The sequence below is a fragment of the Pelagibacterium flavum genome (assembly GCF_025854335.1).
In the GTDB taxonomy this organism is placed as follows: domain Bacteria; phylum Pseudomonadota; class Alphaproteobacteria; order Rhizobiales; family Devosiaceae; genus Pelagibacterium; species Pelagibacterium flavum.
Genome location: NZ_CP107716.1, coordinates 1,506,670 through 1,524,585, shown reverse-complemented (window position 1 = coordinate 1,524,585; position 17,916 = coordinate 1,506,670). Strand labels below are relative to the sequence as shown.

Sequence of the window (17,916 nt, the reverse complement as noted above, 5' to 3'; positions counted from 1 at the left end):
AAGCGGGGAGCCGGGGTGACGGAGGGGGTTTTGGAGGAATGGGACATCAAGGCAAATGCCGATTCAGACGCCAACATGCGACATCGCCACTCTGGCGCAGCGGCATGGATGGGCGTATGTCGGCCCCGTCCAACCGGAAAATACCCGCCATGCTCCAGACCCTGCTTGTCCCCGTCGCCGGCCTGATGATCCTTATCGCCGCCATCAAGGGGCTGCTGCCCAGGGCGAAATGGCGTGAGAGGCTGTATTCGGTGTTCGCCGGCGGCTGGTCGGGTTTCGGCGTCGCGATCTATCACCCCGTCTGGCTGGGGCGCTTTGCCCCCATGGGCTGGGTCCACAATCCCAACATCGTCATGATCTTCGGCTTCGGCTTATTGGCGCTTGGCGTCTTTGGTGCCTCGATCATGATTGGCGACCGCTAACTGGGACGCGAAAGCCCGTTTGTATGCGGGCCGCGCCTCCCCCCGAGCCACATAGGCCGATAGGCTTGGATATTCCTCCAATATCCCCGCCCCCTCCAGCCTGCGCAGCACCAGCACCATGATCAGATCGGCCGCGCTGAACGTGCCGTCGAGCCATTCGGAAGCGCCGAGCCGGTTGGCCAGTTGGTCCAGCCGCACGCGCACGCGATCCTCGAGAATGGGCAACAACTCGCCATACCATGGCCTGTCACCCACCAAATATCGCGACTGTTCGCGCTCGACGATCGGCGGCTCGACGGTGTTGAGCGCCGAGAACATCCAGGTGATCGCCCGCGCCCGTGCATTTTCATCCTCGGGCAACAGGCCTTTGTGGTGTTGCGCGATGTGAAAGACGATCGCGCCGGTCTCAAACAGCGCAAGATCGCCCTCCTCATAGGTCGGGATCTGCCCGAAGGGATGCAGCGCGAGGTGACTGGGCTCTTTCATCTGCTTGAGCGAAACCAGGCGAACCTCATAGGGCAGCCCCACCTCTTCAAGCGCCCAGCGCACCCGCATATCCCGCGCCAGTCCCCTGCCGCCATCCGGCGAATTTTCAAACGCCGTAATCGTGATTGCCATGGCTGTTCTCTCCTGATTGTCGTTACGACGGTCCGCGCCACGGCGTTCCGACAAACAGGTCACACTATTTCACGGTTGGCGGGTGCGCCGGCAACGACCGATGCTTCAGTCGTCGGGCAGCGCGCCCGGAAGGAAAACGCTCACGCCCAGCCCCCCGAGCGGCGCACGCTCGAGGACCACCCTGCCACCGTTGATTTCGACAATGTCATGCGCGATCGATAGCCCCAACCCCGTTCCGGCCTGGCTCTGGTCGTGACGGACACCGCGTTGCCGCGCTGTTTTCATCTGCTCCTCGGTCATGCCCGGACCGTTGTCGGCGACGATGATGCGCAGGTTTTCGTCCTCCTGACAGACAGCTATTTCAATGGTGTCGCAGGTATGGCGCAGTCCATTGTCGAGCAGGACCCCGATCAGTTCGATAAGATCATGACGGTCCAACTGAACGATGGCTCCGTCCGGGCAGGCAATTTTCCAGGTGACCATCCCGCCCCGCTCGGTTCTCTTGAGAACCGAAACGACCTGCTCGATCGCGGGAGACAGAGGTGTGCTGGCCGTTGCACTGGCGGATCGCAACCGCAACTGGGTGAGGCGCAACTGATATTCGATGCGTTCATTCATCGTCTGCACCAGCCGATCAAGCGCATCGGCTTCCTGATCGTCCCCGAGGTCGCGCAGGCGTGCCTCGGTCGCGCCCAGCGCCGACAGAGGGGTCCGCAGGGCATGGGCCAGGTCGCTGGCGCGGGCACGCGCAAATTCGAGCATCGCCCTTTGCGCGTCGAGCAACCCGTTGACCTGCTCGACCAGTGGACCGATTTCCAGCGGATAGTCGTCGCGCAGCCGCGCCGCGCGCCCCGTGCGGATGTCCTCGATACCGGTTCTCAGGCTGGCCAATGGAGCAAGGCCGAGATGGACCTGAAGGACCGCCGCAAGCGTCAGCGCCCCCCAGACCAGCGCGAGCGCACTGGTCAGTTGCATCGAAAAGGTGCGCACCGAAAGATCGATCTGCTCGCGATCCCGCGCGACGGTCACCACCAGCCGATTGTCGGGCGGCCCGGAAAACCGGATTGTCTGGCTTAGTCCCAGGATCGGCATGCCGGCCGGCCCCTCCGATACGATCAAGGCCGGCGATGCGTCCTGCCCCAAGTCCAGCGTCACATCGAACAGCGAGGGCGAGCGGGCCAGCACTTCGCCGTCGGGGCCGTCGATCTGCCAGTAGAGCCCGCCATAGGGCAACTCGTAGCGCGGATCGGCCAGCGGCCGGTCCAGATCACCGATTTCGATGCGGTCAACCTGGGCCACCAACCGGTTGAGCGTGGCCCTGAGTTCGGTTTCTGCCGAGGCTTCAAGATGCGCCCGGAACAGGTGTATGAGCAAAACGCCGACCGCGATCATCGCAAGGCCGATCCACACGCCTGCCCCGATCAGAAGCCGCAGGCGAAGCGAGGTCCCCCTCACGCACCGGGTCCTTCCACGTAATATCCAAAACCCCGCCGCGTCTTGATGATCTCGCCCCCGACGCGGCGGCGCACACGCCCCACCAGCACCTCAATGGAATTGGAGTCGCGTTCGAAATCCTGGGCGTAAAGGTGCTCGGTCAGCTCCAGTTGCGAAACCACGCGCCCCCGATTGTGCGCCAGATACGACAGCAGGCTGTATTCTCTCGGCGTCAGCCCCATCGGCACGCCGCCCCGCAAAACCTGCTGCATGCGCGTGTCGATAACCAGGTCCCCCACTTCGATGCGCGGCGAGGCATGACCGGCCGAACGGCGCAGGACAGCCCGGACCCTGGCCATCAGCTCTTCGGGCCGGAACGGCTTGACGATGTAGTCGTCGGCACCGGCCTCGATCCCGTCGACCCTCTCAGCCCAGTGCCCCCGTGCCGTTACGATGATGACCGGTCGGGTCATGCCTTCCTGCCGCCACCGCTTGAGCAGGGTCATCCCGTCGAGTTGGGGCAAGCCGAGATCGAGTACGATGACATCGAACGGCTCGGTGCTTCCCAGGAACCAGGCCTCCTCGCCATCCGCCTCGCCCGTGACCGTAAACCCGGCCGCAGCCAATGCCGCCGCCATGGTGGAGGCAATCCGGGGATCGTCTTCGATGACCAATGCACGCATGGCTTCCTATCTGACCGGGTTGCCGGTATGCGCGTAATAGTAAAGCGTATCGAGCGTCCCGTCAGGCAGAAGTATCTTGAGTTCGTAGAGCAAAAACCCCTCGACGGTGAGCAGCCGCGTATCGATAAGGCTGCCCCCGTGCTGTTCCAGGGCCGGCCGCAGCACGCGGTCCAGGGGAACCGCCTGCCCTGTCCTCACCGCCTGAGCGGCCCGATCCTGCGCCGACTGCGCCGAACCCGATCCGCCGCCGGCAGCGTTGCCCAACCCATTGCCCGGGATGTCTCCGGCATTGGCTGCGCCATTTCCAGCATCGTCTGGGTCTGGCGTCTCGCCGGCACGCTCTGCATTGTCACTGACATCGGCGCCTGCGGAATTTTCCGCGGCAGTATCAAGGCCGGGATTGTCCGGACGTCCGATATCGGGACGCCCCGAATTGCCCTGAGCGGATGCAAGTGTGGGCGTGAGCGCCACAATCGCGCCGAGAGCAACAAATGACAGGATGCGCATGGCTGGCTCGGGACCTGTTAATTTCGCGCGCACGGCGCGCCATCTCGGGGTGGGACGCAAAGCGCCAACTGGTGCATCAGGAACCTCGAACGCATCGCGATACGCTCGTCATCCCCTGCCGTCCCCTGGGCACTTTGAACCGACCCAACTGACAAAATGCTGACAGAGACCTCAGGCCGGCGTCAGGCTTTGATTGCTAGGCTCGATTCGCAAACCAGACCTCCGGTCATGGTATGGCAGAACGGGTGGCGCCGCTAGCACCAAGACTGTACCCCCGCATACGCGGTGTCACTCGCTCTGTTTCATCGTATTGCGCCGGCCACGGCGCGCTTGTCCGCGAGGCGTCCGGGTTGGGCCTTTGATCGCCTGATACGCCTGGCGGACCGAAAAGGGAAATTTCCATGAAACTGTCGCTCATCTCCGTAATCGTCGGTCTCTCGATGGCAGCACCGGGCGCCGCGCTGGCCCAGGAGGTCGTGTCGTGCGACCCCCAGTCCATCGCGCAACTTCTCGGCCTTGAGCCCATTCCCGGCTGCGAGGCCGACGTCAGCGACCCGGATGGCGAAGAGCCCGTCAATGAGCGCCTGACCGGTCTGCAGACCGCGCACGAGGCATCCGGCGGACGCTCGACCGAGGCCCTCGAGCATGCCAACGCCATGAGCGGTGGTGCTGTGCTGGCCGCCCATATGAATGGCGATGACGATGATGATGATGAGGAAGAAGAAGAGGTCGAACTCGAGGAGGAGGACGACGACGAGAATGAAGGTCGCGGCCGGCCCGAAGATGCCGGTCGGGGCCGTCCCTGATCCTCGCACGCACAAAGCCCGGATATCGAACGCGGTGAAACGCCGCGTTCGGTGCCCCTCCCGCTTCGCAAAAGTGGGAATTGTCCGAAATTGCCGTGGCCGGTGTCCCCGACCCCTGTCATTTTCTGCAGACCATCGGTAATTGCCAAGATTCGGGATCAAATTTTTGCACGGACCTTTCCACCGCTTTGCGAAGCTCTCATCGCTGGTTGGCCTGTGCATTGCCCTCGCCGGGTGTGGTGGGGGGAGCAATGGCGGCGGCGGATCAGCGGATTCCAATCTTCCTCAGCCCGATTATTCCAATGACTGGGTCAGCGCCTCGGTCGCCCACACCTTCGACACGGTGCAAGCCGCTCAGATACGCAACTCCTCCCGCTTTCAGGGTGTCGATGCCGCTATCAGCGGCGGGGGGTCGAACCAGTCCCATCCTTATGAACTCGCAAGGCTCGACCTTGTGCTCTCGGGCAACTGGACTGGAGCGGGCCAGCGCGTCGCCGTGGTTGACGACGGATTCCGCACGACCCATCAGGAATTTGCGGGCACCGACATCGTTGCAAACGGCAACATTGCGGTCGCCGGAGGTTCCTCGCACGGCACCCACGTCGCGGCCCTGATTGCCGGCAGCGACGATCAGGGGTCCATGATGGGGTTCGCCCCCGATGCCGATTTGCATCTCACAAGCTATCTCGATGACAGCAGCCGCACCGGCATCGATCTCGACAAACTCGCCGCTGCGACCGCCGAAGCCGCCAGCCTCGATGCCGTCGCCCAGAACAATTCCTGGGGTCTGCTCTATACGCCACCGGGCGACCCCACGCGCGAACTCCTCGTGACCGATGTGCGCGATCATATGACTTTGAATGGCTCGACCGTCGCGGAGGCTTTTGCCGGCCTGGCCGGGGGAACCCAGGCCGCCTGGAGCACCTATTTCGATGAACTCGAAGCCTTCCAGTCCAGCGGTGTGATCGTTTGGGCGATGTCCAATGACGACACCCTGGCCGTCAACGACGCGTCCAGCGCACTGCCACTGTTCATCCCCGAGCTCGATGCGTGGATTGCCGTGGGAAACGGACTGTTCCAGACAAACAGCGCCAACGAGATCACCAGCACCTCACGCCTCTCTGCCGCCTGCGGCGAGATGGCGAGCCAGTGCCTGTTCGCCGATGGAACCACACGCTCGGCGGGAGTTTCCAGCGATACCTCCTATGGGCTGGGCACGGGGACCTCGTTCGCCGCTCCCCAGGTTTCCGGGGCGGTTGCCATAATGGCTCAGGCTTTCCCCTCGCTCTCACCGCAGGAATGGACCAAGCGCCTTCTGGCGACTGCCTATTCCGATTTTGTCGATTTCGCCCAGGACGGCACCGTCAATTTCGGTAGCGGCATCGTCAGGGCCTATTCGGATGAATGGGGCATGGGCGTGCTCGATATAGCTGCGGCGCTCAGCCCGGTGGACGGCGTATCGCTGGTTAATGGCCGCTCACTCGACAGCGCCGAGCGCACGACGCTCGCCGGCGCGGCGCTGGTTTCCGGGGCGGCCTATGGCAACGCCACGCGCCGGGCATTGTCGGGCATGGACATCGCTGTTTTCGATGGCCTCGATACGCCCTTTCTGGTGCCCGCCGAAACCTTTGCCATAGCCGCCGATTCCGGTCCGGAGCGGCCGCACGCCCTGCCGCTTTTCGGCGACAGTTCCGTCGTCGACGCCCTGGCCGTCAGTGGAAGCGACCGCCAGTCGGGACAAACCACATTCGGGACAAGCACATATCGCCTGACCGTGGCAGCCCTGGGCGGCGCGGAAATTGTCTCATCCTCTCGCGGTTTGAGCAGCCCGGCCGCGATGACCGGATCGCTCGCTTCGCTTTCAGGCCGTGGCGCGGGGATGGTCGGGCAGGTTGAAGCCGGACCATTGACCGTTGAGCATTACGGGTTTGTTTCCAGTCACGCGACTCTGTCGGAAAGCGCCGTGGGAGGGGTTGGCGCGGCGCTGGGCCTCGATCTGGGCGCGATCGGCCTCAAGGCTTCCTTGCTGACCGCCCAGGAACAGGGCGGGGTTCTCGGCCTTTCCGGTTTCGGCCTGATGGGAGCGCCATCCGGCGCGGCCATTAATTCGGCCGCCTTGTCCAGCCAACTCGAAATTGGGGCCGGGAGCATGATTTTTGCCGGCCTTGAGACAGGCACCGCTGTTGCCGAAGCCGGCTCAGGCTATGTGACCGCAATGGATAACCTGACCTTTTCAGCTTTTCAGGTCGGGCTGTCGACGGCGAATGTTCTGGGCGACGCCGATCAGCTGACCTTTGCCATCTCCCAGCCCCTGCGGCTCGAAACGGGCGCCGTCGACTTCACCCTGCCGGTCGGGCGCACACAGGATGGCGCGGTTGTTATGGCCGACCATCGCGCCACCCTGGCCCCGGCCGGACGCCAGATCGACCTCGGGCTGCGCTACCAGATTGCCCTGGAAACCGAAGCGGAACTGGCGTTCGGTGCGGTGGTCAGTCATGACGCGGGCCATATAGGGGGCGCCACCAACGCCGTATTCGGCGGGCAGCTTCGCGGGCGTTTCTGACGCTTTTCACTCAACGCGCCCGGCTTCACTTTCCCTCCCTCGCTCACCGCTGGCGCTTGCCGCGTGCGATCTCGTGTGCCGGGCGCGCGCCCCGTACTGAGCAGTTCCAATCCTAATAGTCCGATAAATACGACCTTGTATCTGCTTTTTCGGACTTAATGTCAAAAAAACTTGACTTATAGAAATTTCAGTTCTATGCGTCTCCCCACACATCAAAACGCGGGAAATGCAATGAGCTACAAACAATGGAATGCACTGATCATGGTGACGAGTGCCCTTATCATCTCGACATGGGTGGGTTGGGGCCTTGCGACCGATGGCCCTCCGCCCGATGCATCCGCCGGGGCCTGGCAGATGCTTTGGGCCATTCTTTACGTGATCGTCTTCAACATCGTGGCCTCTATAGTGGTCACCATCGTCGTCAGCATCGTCCAGCGCGAGGAACTGGTCGATGAAGCCGGGGACGAGCGCGATCTGGCGGTCAGTTCCCGCTCCATGCGCAATGGTTATGCTGTTCTCTCGGTGGCGACCGCCGGTGTCATTGCCGCGCTGGCGTTCGGCCTCGATACCGTTCTGGTGCCTCACGCGCTGTTTGGCATCTCCATGCTGGCCGGCGGCGTCTTCGCCGCATCCCAGCTTGTTTACTACCGGATCGGATAGACCGGATGGGCAAGGGAAAACCAAAAATCTCCAACACCATCCGCACCCTGCGGTTCCACGCCGGGGAGATGACCCAGGCCGCGTTGGCCGAAAAAGTCGGCGTCACCCGCCAGACCGTCGTGGCCATCGAACAGGGGCGCTATTCGCCCTCTCTTGAAGTTGCCTTCCGCATAGCGCGCACCTTTGGCGTGCCGCTTGAAGAAGCGTTCCAGTATGACGAGGACAGCCAATGACACACCCCGTACCCGCCGCCCCGATGAAGGCCGCCTGGATCGAGCGTTACGGCCCGCCCCAGGCCATCACCGTGCGTGAAACTGCAATGCCTGTGATGGGTCCCAGCGATGTGCTGATCCGCACACGCGCCTCGACAGTCAGCCTGCCCGATTGCGCCTTTCGGTCCGCAGACCCCTTTATCGTGCGGTTCTTCGCCGGATTGCTGCGCCCCAAGGCGCCCATTCCAGGCGGCGCCGTGGCTGGGGAGGTTGTGGCCGCTGGCCAGGAGGTCACCCGGTTTTCGGTGGGCGATCGCGTGTTCGGCACAACCGAACCCAACCCTTCAGCCATGGCCCAATATGTCGCCCTGGCCGAAGACGCGCCGCTTGCCATCATGCCCGACGCGCTCGACTTCGGCGAAGCGGCCGGCCTCACCTACAGCTTTTTGACCGCCATGCCGTTTCTGCGCGACGAGGCAAAGCTGCAGCCCGGACAATCGATCCTCATCAACGGCGCAGCGGGTAGCATCGGCACCGTGGCCGTGCAACTGGCCCGCCACATGGGCGCAGAGGTCACCGCCGTGTGCAGCGCCCGCAACGCCGATCTCGTTTCAAGCCTTGGCGCCGATACCATCATCGACCGCCATACGTCCGATTTCACCAATGTCGAAGCCGCCTATGACGTGATTTTCGATGCCGTGGGCAAAAGCAGCTTTTCGGCATGCAGGAGGGCGCTGAAACCGGGTGGCATTTATCTCACCACCACCCCCTCCTTCGCCATCCTGTGGGCCATGCTCACCGGCAGGGACAAGCAGGGCAAACGCGGCAAACTGGCCACCACCGGCCTGCGTCCCCTGCCCGACAAGGCCAGGGACATGCTTTTGCTGAGCGAACTGGTCGCAGAAGGCAAACTCCACGGCGTCATCGACCGCGTCATGCCTCTTGAGGCTATCGCCGAAGCGCACCGCTATGTCGAGCAGGAAACCAAGGCGGGGGACGTGATTATAGAGATGCCCTGAGCGGAGCGCTTCCAGGATAAGTGGGCACCACTTATCCGGTTCGGAAGCGCGACCAAACGTGGATCCTACCCCGCCATCGTCGTCGACCGATGCGCCCATCCCGTGGTGCGCTTTTCGATCCACGCCATCAGCGCGTACATGGCAATGCCCTCGACGGCGAGCATCACCAGCCCCGCAAAGACCAGCGGCACGTTGAACTGGCTCTGGGCGGCGCTCATCATGTAGCCGAGCCCGGAATTGGCCGCGACGGTTTCCGAGATCACCGAACCGACGAACGCCAGCGTGATCGCCACTTTGAGCGAGCCGAAGAAATAGGGCATCGAGCGCGGAATGCCGACCTTGAGCATGATGTCCATTTTCTTCGCCCCCAGCGCCCGCAGCACATCCTCGGTTTCCGGCTCGATGGTGGCGAGCCCCGTGGCGACATTCACGACGATGGGGAAAAAGGCGATGAGGAAGGCCGTCAGCACCGCGGGTACCGTCCCGATACCGAACCAGATGACCAGAATGGGCACCAGCGCCACCTTGGGGATGGCATTGAACCCCACCATGATCGGATAGAGCCCCGCATAGATGGTCCGCGACCAGCCGATCAACAGCCCCAGCGCCAGCCCGCCGATCACCGCGAGGATGAACCCGAGCGTGGTGGTATAAAGCGTCTGGATCGAATGGCGCTGGATGGCTGGCCAATACTGGATGATTGCCTCGAAAATCCGCGTTGGCGCCGGAAAAACCGTATGCGGCAGCCCCGAAAGCCGCACCCCGATTTCCCAGATGACAAACAGCGCCACCGTATAGATCCACGGCATCCAGGGCAGCCAGTTGAACGGCTTTTTCGCAATCGGCTTGCTGACCGTGACAGTTGGAGCGGGCGTATCGGTCATGCCACGGCCCTCGCTTCGGCGATTTCGGCCCGCAGCGCGTGGACCATGTCGTTGAACCCCGGCTCATACATCACGTCCAGTTCGCGCGGGCGCGGAAAGGGAACCTTGTGCACGTTCACCACCTTCCCAGGACGCGCGCTCATCACATGAATGGTGTCGGCCAGGAACGCGGCTTCGCGCAGATCGTGGGTGACCAGAACGATGGTCACCCCCTGCGCGGCATGCAGGTCGCGGATCACCTGCCAGAGTTCTTCGCGAGTAAACGCATCGAGCGCCCCGAACGGTTCGTCCAGCATCAGCAATTCGGGCTCGTGAATCAGCGCGCGGCACAGATTGGCCCGCTGCTGCATGCCGCCCGAAAGCTGCCAGGGAAATTTCGAGCCGAAGCCCTTCAGCCCCACCGTTTCCAGCAAAGCCTCGGCCTTGGCGACATATTCCGCCTTGTGCCGGCGCAACCTATGGCGGTGCTTTTCGACGATTTCGAGCGGCAGCAAAATATTGTCCAGCGTCGTGCGCCAGGGCAGCATCGTTGGGTTCTGGAACGCCATGCCGACGATGGAAACCGGCTTGGTCACATAGCTCCCCGCCACCGTCACCACCCCCGTCTGCGGGATATGCAGGCCGGTGACGAGTTTCATGAGCGTCGACTTCCCGCACCCGGACGGCCCGACCACGGCGGCGAATTCGCCCTTGGCGACGCGCATATCGAGCCCCGACACCGCCAGCGTGCCATCGGCGCCGCCATAGCGCATGTCGACATTGTCGATTTCAACGAGCGGTTTGCTCATAGTCTGCCCCCCTTTGGTGGCCGGGCTCTGATCGAGCCCGGCCAAAGCGTGATTACTCGAACATGCGCTCTTCAGCCGGCGGCAGATAGCTGTCGTCGAACACGTCCGCTGCCGAAATATCCGACGAGATGCCGATCGAGGTGCCAAGCTGGGCGATGGCGCGGTCGAGACGGTCGAAATCGATGCCCCCGAACCCGTTTTCCTGGACGTAAGGGGTATTGATGTTCATCTCGTTGGCCATTTCCAGCCGCTCGGTCTCGATGGCGATATCGAGAATGTCGTTGGCCGCGACCACCGCCGCGGCACCCGCTGCCGGATCGGCCACCGCATCGGCAAAACCCTTGGCCAGCGCGCGCAGCATGCCCTCGACCACTTCGGGATTTTCTTCCGCAAATGTCGTGTTGACCATGATCGCGTTGCCGTACAGCTCGAGCCCGTGATCGGCCATCATGATCGGCACGATATCCTCGTCGGGCACGCCTTGCGCCTTGAGGTTCAGGATCACCGAAAAGGCAAACCCGAACACCGCGTCCACATCCCCTTGCGCCAGCATCGGCTCACGCACCGGAAAGCCGATGGATTCGATGGTGATATCGGACGTATCGATCCCCGAAGCCTCAACGAAAGCCGGCCACTGGGCGAACGCGCCATCGGGCGGCGGCGCGCCCAGCGTCTTGCCTTCCAGCGATGCCGGGTCTTCGGTGATGCCCAGCGACGAGCGCCCCACGACCGAAAAGGTCGGGGTCTCATAGATCATCATGATCGCCTTGATCGGCTGGCTTGCATCTTCGTCGAGAAACTTGATGAGCGAGTTGATGTCGCCAAAGCCCATGTCATAGGCACCCGTCGCAACGCGCGGGATGACCTCGACCGAGCCATTGCCGACATCGAAGGTCACATCGAGCCCTTCTTCTTCGAAATAGCCATTGTCGCGCGCCAGCATGAAGCCGGCGGCCGGCCCTTCGATGCGCCAGTCCAGCGTGAAGCGGACCGGCGTCAATTCCTGGCTCATCACCGGTGCGGCAAGGCTTGCGCCCAGAACCAGCGACCCGGCGGCCAGCGTGAACACTCTGCGGTTAAGCATGATGGATTTACCCCTTGGTTTTGCCAAGGGTGATACAAGCGCGGCGATTTTTGACTGTAAAGTAAAAAATGCCAAATCCTGTGCAAGCCCAGCCAATTGCCTAAGGCTTGGGCAGACTGCACAGGAGGTTTGGTTTTGCCGTGGGCAACTTATCTAAGCCGCCCTCGCCTTTGGCTGCATGTCATCGGAATTGCCATCCGAAACGCGGAAGATCTCGACGATCTCATCGAGCTGGCGCGCCTGAACCTCGGTCTGCTCGATGGCTGCGTTGGTTTCCTCGACCAGCGCCGCATTGTGCTGGGTCATCTCGTCGAGCTGGCTGACGGCCCGGTTCACGTCCGAGACCGAATTCGCCTGCTCGCTGTTGGCGCTGGCGACATCGCCCATCAGTTGGGCATTGACCATGATCGCCTCGCGGATCTGCTCGAGCATGCCCGCTGCGTTGGCCACGAGTTTCGAGCCCCCATCGACTTCACTGGCGCTCTGCTCGATCAGGGCCTTGACCTCCGCGGAGGCCTGCGCCGCCGATTGAGCCAGCCGCCGCACTTCGATCGCGACAACCGCAAAGCCCTTGCCCGCCTCCCCGGCCCGCGCTGCTTCCACCGAAGCATTGAGCGCCAAAAGGTTGGTCTGGAAAGCGATATCGTCGATCATGCCGATGATGTTGGAAATCTTGCCCGACGAGGTCGTAATGCGTTCCATCGCGTGGGTGGCGCTGGTCATCACCTCGCCGCTGCTGCCGGCCAGTTCCGACACCTCGTTGACCCGCTCCAGAGCCTGCTGTGCCCGTTTGGCGTTCGAGGCGATGGCCGTGGCCACAACTTCCATGGCGACCGACGTTTCCTCGATGGTTGCCGCCTGCCGCGTCGTGCGGTTGGCAAGGTCGGTGGCACCAGAGAGGATTTCACCCGTCGCCGTGCGAACCGACCGCGAGGTCTGGCGCAACTGCCCCACGATTTCTTCCAGCCTGTCGGCAACCGCATTGGTATCGGATTTGAGCTTGTCAAAAGCCCCGCTGTATTCGCCCTCGACGCGCTTTGTCAGGTCCGTCTGCGCCAGGGCCGCCAGAACGTCCCCCGTCTCTTCAAGGCCATTGGCAACGGTGGATACCAGTCCATTGACGCTGCGGGCCAGCGCGTTGAGCTGTTCGTCAGGGAACGCCTCATCCACCCGGCGGCTGAAATCGCCCTCCACCGCCGCGTCCACCACGGCGCCGAACGCGTCGCGCAACTGCTCCATCATGGCCGCACGCTCGACGCGCCGCTTTTCGCTCGCGTCGCGCTCGCTGTCGCTCATTTCGGCAACCCGGACCCCGTTCTGGCGAAACACTTCGACTGACCGCGCCATCAGGCCCACCTCATTGCCGAGATCGGCGTAAGGCACCTGCGCATTGACCGGATCGGCGGCGACATCCTCCATGGCCGAAGCCAGCCGCGCGAGGGGCCGCATGAGCCGGCGCGACGCGACGAGCACCAGCCCCCCGGCCACGAGGAAAACCGCAAGCGACAGCCCCGCCAAAAGCATCAGCACCTGATCCTGCAACGCAACGATCTTGGCCTTTTCCACGCCCACATACAGTATGCCCAGGATTTCTCCGTCCGGCGCCGTTATCGGCTGGTAAGCGGTGAAATAGGGATTGCCCAGAATGACGGCTTCGCCAAGAAAGGTTTCCCCCGACATGACCACCGGATAGACGGCGCCGGTCTGGCCCAACTCGGTCCCGATGGCGCGTGTCCCATCCGGCTTGATGATGTTTGTGGTGCGGCGCCAGAAATCCTGTGTTTCCTCGTCCCAAACAAAAACGGTGGCGGTCTCCCCGGTCACCTGGGTGATCTTGTCGATCAGCGTGTTGTCGGTGAACTCGGGAATGGCAGGCAGCGTAACACCCGTAACCTCGCCCTCGGCGTTCCAGGCAACCTCTCCACCCTCTACAGCGTCGGCGAACATTGTCGCGGCGACACGCAGGTTCGATTGCTGATTGTGATGAGCCGTCCGGGCAATCTCGTTCCGCAATTCGCTATCGACCAGCCGGAAAATACTACCAACCGACAATGCAAGCGTAGCGAGAAAAAGAAGAACGACCGAAGTGGACAGCTTTATGTTTTTAATCTTCGGGCGGGTGAATTTCATGAGGACACCTGTTGCGTGAGATACGCAAACAAACCGATATTACGATTAAATTTCGGTGAATCTCCGCGCGAGGAACACAATTTCAGGCAAAAAAGCAACTATATCGGGAAGCTGCTCCACTGTTTGACTTCACGAATACTCAAGTTTGAATGAATTCGCGCCACCCCCGGCAGGCGGGCAACAAGATCGCGGTGCAGCCGCTCGAAGGCTGCTGCGTCCTCACAGACAACGCGCAGGATATAGTCCGATTGCCCGGCCATCAGATGACATTCGAGAACTTCAGGAATGTCGCGCACCGCTTTTTCGAACGCCTCGAAGGTCTTGTCGGACTGACTGGTCAGCGACAGTTCGATGAAGAACTGCATCGAAAGCCCGAGTTTTTCGCGGCTCAGCACGGCATGATACCCGGCGACGTAACCGCGTTCCTCGAGCGCCTTGAGACGCCGGTGGCAAGCCGATGCGGAAAGCCCGATCTGGTCGCCGAGCTCGCTCATCGACCGTGCTGAATCCTTCTGTATGGCGCGCAGGATTTTGCGGTCGATCTCATCGATGGGCAATTTCATCACGCATTTTCCCCGTATGGCGCAACAACATCCCGCTCATGTAAATAATCGCAATGCAATCTGCAACATCACTGTGCCCAGGCGGCGTTACACTGTCATCTTCACAAGGAGAGGAGATCGACATGCGTATCGGCGTGCCGAGAGAAATCAAGAACCATGAATATCGGGTCGGCCTGACCCCTGAAAGCGCCGCCGAGCTTGGCGCTGCAGGCCACGACGTCCTGATCGAAACCGGTGCCGGCGCCGGGATCGGCGCAGCCGACGCCGCCTATGAGGCCGCCGGCGCCAAAATCGCCCCCGATGCGGGCAGGGTCTTTTCCGAAAGCGAAATGATCGTCAAGGTCAAGGAACCGCAGGCCGCAGAGCGCGCCATGCTTTCAAAGGGCCAGATCCTTTTTACCTATCTCCACCTCGCTCCCGATCCCGACCAGACAGCCGATCTCGTCAAGTCAGGCGCCGTCTGTATAGCCTATGAAACCGTGACCGAGCCGTCGGGCGGCCTGCCCCTGCTCAAGCCCATGAGCCAGGTGGCCGGGCGCATGTCCATTCAGGCCGGCGCAACGGCGCTTGAAAAGTCCCATGGCGGACGCGGCGTCCTTTTGGGCGGTGTTCCCGGCGTTCACCCGGCCAAGGTGGCCGTGCTGGGCGGCGGCGTCGTGGGCTTCCATGCAGCGCAGATGGCCGTCGGCATGCAGGCCGATGTGACCATTCTCGACAAGAGCCCCGCGGCGCTCGAACGCCTCTCGAACCATTTCGGAGCTTCTGCTCGGGTGCTCTATTCCAATCGCGCTGCCGTTGCCACCGCAATTGCCGAGGCCGATCTGGTCATCGGCGCCGTTCTGGTGCCCGGTGCCGCGGCGCCCAAACTGGTTACGCGCGAAATGCTGGCCACCATGCAGCCCGGCGCGGTGCTGGTCGACGTGGCCATCGATCAGGGCGGCTGTTTTGAAACCTCAAAGCCCACAACCCACGCCAACCCCACCTATGTGGTCGATGACATCGTTCACTATTGCGTTGCCAACATGCCCGGCGGCGTCGCCCGCACATCGACCTACGCGCTCAACAACGTCACCCTGCCCTTTACCCTGGCGCTCGCCAACAAGGGCTGGAAACAGGCGCTGGCCGATGACGCGCACCTGCGCAACGGATTGAACGTGGCACATGGCGCCGTGACCTGCGAACCGGTCGCCCAGGTTCTGGGATACAATTACCTGCCCGCAGAACAGGCGCTGGCGCGCTAGGCTGAATCGACATTCAGACGTCTTTGGCTGGCGTTGCCCTGGCTTCCGGGAAGAGTTTGAAGCAACGCCGTCTCCATACCCCCTCCCTGTCACCCCGGGGCTTGTTCCCGGGGTCCAGCAGCATTTCTACAATCGACAACCCTGTTTGGGCCGCCAATGACCGGGTTTCGATGGGTCCGAAGACTTGGCGGCCCTCAGGATTTGCCGTTCGTGTGCGCCAGAATCACGACGCTGCGGGGCGGCAGGGTCAGGCGGGAATTTTCGATGACGATTTCAGCATCGATCGCCGATACGAGGGCAACCTCGAAGCTAAGCCCCTTTTCAGGGGGCAGGACGACCTCGATTTCCTCGCGCAGCCTGTTGAACCAGACCAGCAAAATCTCGCCTGCTTCATGCAGGAACATGCCTAGAACGCTTCCATTTGGTCGCTTCCAGTCCTCTTCGGTCATTTCGGCCCCGTCGGGCCGGACCCACATGACATCCTTGTACCCATCGCTCTTTTCCCCGGTCAGGAATTTGTCGCTGCGGAAGCCCGGATGGTTGCGACGCATCTCCGAGAGTGCAGCAACGAAATTGACCAGATCGCCATCGGCGTTTTCCCAGTCCAGCCAGGTGATTTCATTGTCCTGCGCATAGGCGTTGTTGTTGCCGCCCTGCGTGCGGCCGAACTCGTCGCCGGCGGTCAGCATCAGTGAACCATGCGAGACAAAAAGCGTGGCCAGCAAAGCTCTTATGTCGTTGCGGCGTGCCGTATTGATCGCCTCGTCATCGGTCTCGCCCTCGGCGCCGTTGTTCCATGAATAGTTGGCGTCGTGCCCGTCGCGATTGTCTTCCCCGTTGGCCTCATTGTGCTTGTGCTCATAGGCAACCAGGTCGGCCAGCGTGAACCCGTCATGGGCGGCAAGGAAATTGACGCTCGCCGAGGGCTTGCGCCCATCATGGTTGAACTGGTCGGCCGATCCCGCGACCTTGCCCGCCAGGGCCCCGATCATGTGATCCTCGCCCCGCCAGAATTTCCGCACGATATCGCGGTACTGATCGTTCCATTCGATGAACGGTTCGCCGAACTTGCCCACATGATATCCCCCCGGCCCGGGGTCCCAGGGCTCTGCGATCAACAGGCAATCTTTCAGGATATTGTCGGTGCGGATCCGCTCGAGCAATTCCGCATCGCTCGAGAACCCGTCCAGTGAACGTCCCAGAACCGTCGCCAGGTCGAACCGGAACCCGGCGATCCCGAATTCGGTCACCCAGTAACGCAAGCTGTCGATCACCAGGTCCTGCACCGCCGGATGGTCGCACCGCAGCGTGTTGCCGGTGCCCGCATCATTGACCAGTTCCATCGCGCCATCGACTTCGACATGGCGGTAATAAGTCAGCGCATCCAGCCCCTTCATCGAAATGACCGGCCCCTGGGAATCCCCTTCGCCCGTGTGGTTGTAAACCACATCGAGCACCACCCTGATCCCCGCCTCGCGATAGGTCTCGACCATATGCCGCAGCGATTGCGGCCCGCGCGGAATGATCCGCGGGTCGGTGGCGAAATAGGTGATGGGGTTATATCCCCACACATTGGTCAGCCCCAGCGAGGGCAGATGCCCGTCATCGATCCACCCGGCAATCGGCATCAACTCGACCACATCGACGCCGATATGTTGCAGATGCTCGATGACATAGCTCGTCGTCATCCCCGCCAGCGTGCCCCGCAGCGGCCCCTGCACCGACGGATGGCGCATGGTGAAAGGGCGGACATTGAGCTCATAGATCAGGTTCGGGCGGGTGTGATCGGGCTTGAACTCGATATCGGCCACCGCCCCCTGCACCAGCGCCTTGGGCACCAGTGGCGCGGTATCGACTGACTCGTCGCGCGCCAGCCGCAATTTGGGGCTGCGCACGAACGTCCTGTCGATCCGCCGCGCGTAAGGGTCGACCAGAAGCTTGTTGGGATCGAAATAATGCCCCTGCGCCGGATCGTACCGCCCATCGGCCCGCAGCCCATAGCTGGCGCCGGCCCCGATCCCCTCGATATCCACCGACCAGCGATTGCCCTCACCCCGGCTCATCTCGACCCGATCGGTCTCTTCGTCCTGATCGTCGAACAGGCACACCCAGATCTTTTCGGCGGTTTCCGAATAGACGCCGAACGCCACACCTTTTTCGGTCACCGTCGCACCAAGCGGCGCGGGCGAGGCAGGCTTTTTATCTGGGGACATCGACGGGCTTTCTGTCAAAGTGCGATCAGAAAAAGTTGTAGACTTTTTCGGTTCGATCGCGCGAGAAAATAAGGACCTGGAGCGTGATC

General features: G+C 62.2%; 17 protein-coding genes. 7 read left to right on the top strand and 10 right to left on the bottom strand.

Annotated features, from left to right (window positions below; all coding sequences use genetic code 11):
* The first annotated feature begins 116 nt into the window (after window positions 1-116).
* Window positions 117-422 carry a hypothetical protein gene (locus OF122_RS07560; protein ID WP_264227163.1) on the top strand — a complete coding sequence of 102 codons (306 nt, stop codon included), beginning with the start codon at window positions 117-119 and terminating at the stop codon, window positions 420-422.
* On the opposite strand, the gene OF122_RS07555 is transcribed toward OF122_RS07560, so the two are convergent.
* The 4 genes from OF122_RS07555 to OF122_RS07540 all read right to left on the bottom strand — a co-directional run bounded on the left by OF122_RS07555 (window position 372) and on the right by OF122_RS07540 (window position 3,664).
* Window positions 372-1,040, bottom strand: a complete 669-nt coding sequence (locus OF122_RS07555; protein WP_264227162.1) for a glutathione S-transferase family protein — start codon at window positions 1,038-1,040, stop codon at window positions 372-374. The genes OF122_RS07560 and OF122_RS07555 overlap by 51 nt on opposite strands.
* Window positions 1,041-1,145: 105 nt before the next feature.
* Complete coding sequence (locus OF122_RS07550; protein ID WP_264227161.1) at window positions 1,146-2,495, bottom strand: sensor histidine kinase; 1,350 nt, start codon at window positions 2,493-2,495, stop codon at window positions 1,146-1,148.
* Window positions 2,492-3,157, bottom strand: a complete 666-nt coding sequence (locus tag OF122_RS07545; protein WP_264227160.1) for a response regulator transcription factor — start codon at window positions 3,155-3,157, stop codon at window positions 2,492-2,494. The genes OF122_RS07550 and OF122_RS07545 overlap by 4 nt, the downstream gene beginning before the upstream one ends.
* A 6-nt stretch (window positions 3,158-3,163) precedes the next feature.
* Window positions 3,164-3,664 (bottom strand): PepSY domain-containing protein, encoded by a 501-nt coding sequence (locus tag OF122_RS07540; protein ID WP_264227159.1) that lies wholly within the window; start codon window positions 3,662-3,664, stop codon window positions 3,164-3,166.
* A gap of 401 nt (window positions 3,665-4,065) precedes the next feature.
* Here OF122_RS07540 and OF122_RS07535 point away from each other — a divergent pair, with 401 nt between their 5' ends.
* The 5 genes from OF122_RS07535 to OF122_RS07515 all read left to right on the top strand — a co-directional run bounded on the left by OF122_RS07535 (window position 4,066) and on the right by OF122_RS07515 (window position 8,924).
* Window positions 4,066-4,470 carry a hypothetical protein gene (locus OF122_RS07535; RefSeq protein ID WP_264227158.1) on the top strand — a complete coding sequence of 135 codons (405 nt, stop codon included), beginning with the start codon at window positions 4,066-4,068 and terminating at the stop codon, window positions 4,468-4,470.
* A gap of 166 nt (window positions 4,471-4,636) precedes the next feature.
* Entirely contained in the window at window positions 4,637-7,033 is a 2,397-nt protein-coding gene (locus OF122_RS07530) for a S8 family peptidase (RefSeq protein WP_264227157.1), read from the top strand.
* Between the two features lie 231 nt (window positions 7,034-7,264).
* Window positions 7,265-7,693 carry a hypothetical protein gene (locus OF122_RS07525; RefSeq protein ID WP_264227156.1) on the top strand — a complete coding sequence of 143 codons (429 nt, stop codon included), beginning with the start codon at window positions 7,265-7,267 and terminating at the stop codon, window positions 7,691-7,693.
* A gap of 5 nt (window positions 7,694-7,698) precedes the next feature.
* Window positions 7,699-7,926 (top strand): helix-turn-helix transcriptional regulator, encoded by a 228-nt coding sequence (locus OF122_RS07520; protein ID WP_264227155.1) that lies wholly within the window; start codon window positions 7,699-7,701, stop codon window positions 7,924-7,926.
* Window positions 7,923-8,924 (top strand): NAD(P)-dependent alcohol dehydrogenase, encoded by a 1,002-nt coding sequence (locus OF122_RS07515; protein ID WP_264227154.1) that lies wholly within the window; start codon window positions 7,923-7,925, stop codon window positions 8,922-8,924. Before OF122_RS07520 ends, OF122_RS07515 begins: the two co-directional genes overlap by 4 nt.
* 65 nt (window positions 8,925-8,989) lie before the next feature.
* Here OF122_RS07515 and OF122_RS07510 read toward each other — a convergent pair whose 3' ends face one another.
* The 5 genes from OF122_RS07510 to OF122_RS07490 all read right to left on the bottom strand — a co-directional run bounded on the left by OF122_RS07510 (window position 8,990) and on the right by OF122_RS07490 (window position 14,373).
* Window positions 8,990-9,733: an ABC transporter permease gene (locus OF122_RS07510; RefSeq protein ID WP_408636332.1), complete on the bottom strand. Its 744-nt coding sequence runs from the start codon at window positions 9,731-9,733 to the stop codon at window positions 8,990-8,992.
* A gap of 71 nt (window positions 9,734-9,804) precedes the next feature.
* Window positions 9,805-10,596 (bottom strand): ABC transporter ATP-binding protein, encoded by a 792-nt coding sequence (locus OF122_RS07505; RefSeq protein ID WP_264227152.1) that lies wholly within the window; start codon window positions 10,594-10,596, stop codon window positions 9,805-9,807.
* Window positions 10,597-10,648: 52 nt separating this feature from the next.
* Window positions 10,649-11,680, bottom strand: a complete 1,032-nt coding sequence (locus OF122_RS07500) for an ABC transporter substrate-binding protein (RefSeq protein WP_264227151.1) — start codon at window positions 11,678-11,680, stop codon at window positions 10,649-10,651.
* Window positions 11,681-11,833: 153 nt separating this feature from the next.
* Complete coding sequence (locus OF122_RS07495; protein WP_264227150.1) at window positions 11,834-13,810, bottom strand: methyl-accepting chemotaxis protein; 1,977 nt, start codon at window positions 13,808-13,810, stop codon at window positions 11,834-11,836.
* Between the two features lie 98 nt (window positions 13,811-13,908).
* Window positions 13,909-14,373, bottom strand: coding sequence for an Lrp/AsnC family transcriptional regulator (locus tag OF122_RS07490; protein WP_264227149.1), 465 nt, complete (start codon window positions 14,371-14,373; stop codon window positions 13,909-13,911).
* 122 nt (window positions 14,374-14,495) lie between these two features.
* On the opposite strand from OF122_RS07490, the gene ald reads away from it, so the two are divergent.
* The gene (ald, locus tag OF122_RS07485) at window positions 14,496-15,614 is read left to right on the top strand and encodes an alanine dehydrogenase (protein WP_264227148.1); all 1,119 of its coding nucleotides are present in this window, start codon (window positions 14,496-14,498) and stop codon (window positions 15,612-15,614) included.
* Window positions 15,615-15,808: 194 nt separating this feature from the next.
* Here the strand turns inward: ald and glgX are convergent, their stop codons facing one another.
* Window positions 15,809-17,827: a glycogen debranching protein GlgX gene (gene glgX / locus OF122_RS07480; protein ID WP_264227147.1), complete on the bottom strand. Its 2,019-nt coding sequence runs from the start codon at window positions 17,825-17,827 to the stop codon at window positions 15,809-15,811.
* Between the last annotated feature and the right edge of the window lie 89 nt (window positions 17,828-17,916).

What these genes read in the sequence shown, in the direction of transcription:
- OF122_RS07560 (WP_264227163.1), top strand. Translation starts at nt 117, where the DNA reads ATGTCGGCCCCGTCCAACCGGAAAATACCCGCCATGCTCCAGACCCTG.
- OF122_RS07555 (WP_264227162.1), bottom strand. Translation starts at nt 1,040, where the DNA reads ATGGCAATCACGATTACGGCGTTTGAAAATTCGCCGGATGGCGGCAGG.
- OF122_RS07545 (WP_264227160.1), bottom strand. Translation starts at nt 3,157, where the DNA reads ATGCGTGCATTGGTCATCGAAGACGATCCCCGGATTGCCTCCACCATG.
- OF122_RS07540 (WP_264227159.1), bottom strand. Translation starts at nt 3,664, where the DNA reads ATGCGCATCCTGTCATTTGTTGCTCTCGGCGCGATTGTGGCGCTCACG.
- OF122_RS07535 (WP_264227158.1), top strand. Translation starts at nt 4,066, where the DNA reads ATGAAACTGTCGCTCATCTCCGTAATCGTCGGTCTCTCGATGGCAGCA.
- OF122_RS07525 (WP_264227156.1), top strand. Translation starts at nt 7,265, where the DNA reads ATGAGCTACAAACAATGGAATGCACTGATCATGGTGACGAGTGCCCTT.
- OF122_RS07520 (WP_264227155.1), top strand. Translation starts at nt 7,699, where the DNA reads ATGGGCAAGGGAAAACCAAAAATCTCCAACACCATCCGCACCCTGCGG.
- OF122_RS07515 (WP_264227154.1), top strand. Translation starts at nt 7,923, where the DNA reads ATGACACACCCCGTACCCGCCGCCCCGATGAAGGCCGCCTGGATCGAG.
- OF122_RS07510 (WP_408636332.1), bottom strand. Translation starts at nt 9,733, where the DNA reads ATGCCGTGGATCTATACGGTGGCGCTGTTTGTCATCTGGGAAATCGGG.
- OF122_RS07505 (WP_264227152.1), bottom strand. Translation starts at nt 10,596, where the DNA reads ATGAGCAAACCGCTCGTTGAAATCGACAATGTCGACATGCGCTATGGC.
- OF122_RS07500 (WP_264227151.1), bottom strand. Translation starts at nt 11,680, where the DNA reads ATGCTTAACCGCAGAGTGTTCACGCTGGCCGCCGGGTCGCTGGTTCTG.
- OF122_RS07495 (WP_264227150.1), bottom strand. Translation starts at nt 13,810, where the DNA reads ATGAAATTCACCCGCCCGAAGATTAAAAACATAAAGCTGTCCACTTCG.
- OF122_RS07490 (WP_264227149.1), bottom strand. Translation starts at nt 14,373, where the DNA reads ATGAAATTGCCCATCGATGAGATCGACCGCAAAATCCTGCGCGCCATA.
- ald (WP_264227148.1), top strand. Translation starts at nt 14,496, where the DNA reads ATGCGTATCGGCGTGCCGAGAGAAATCAAGAACCATGAATATCGGGTC.
- glgX (WP_264227147.1), bottom strand. Translation starts at nt 17,827, where the DNA reads ATGTCCCCAGATAAAAAGCCTGCCTCGCCCGCGCCGCTTGGTGCGACG.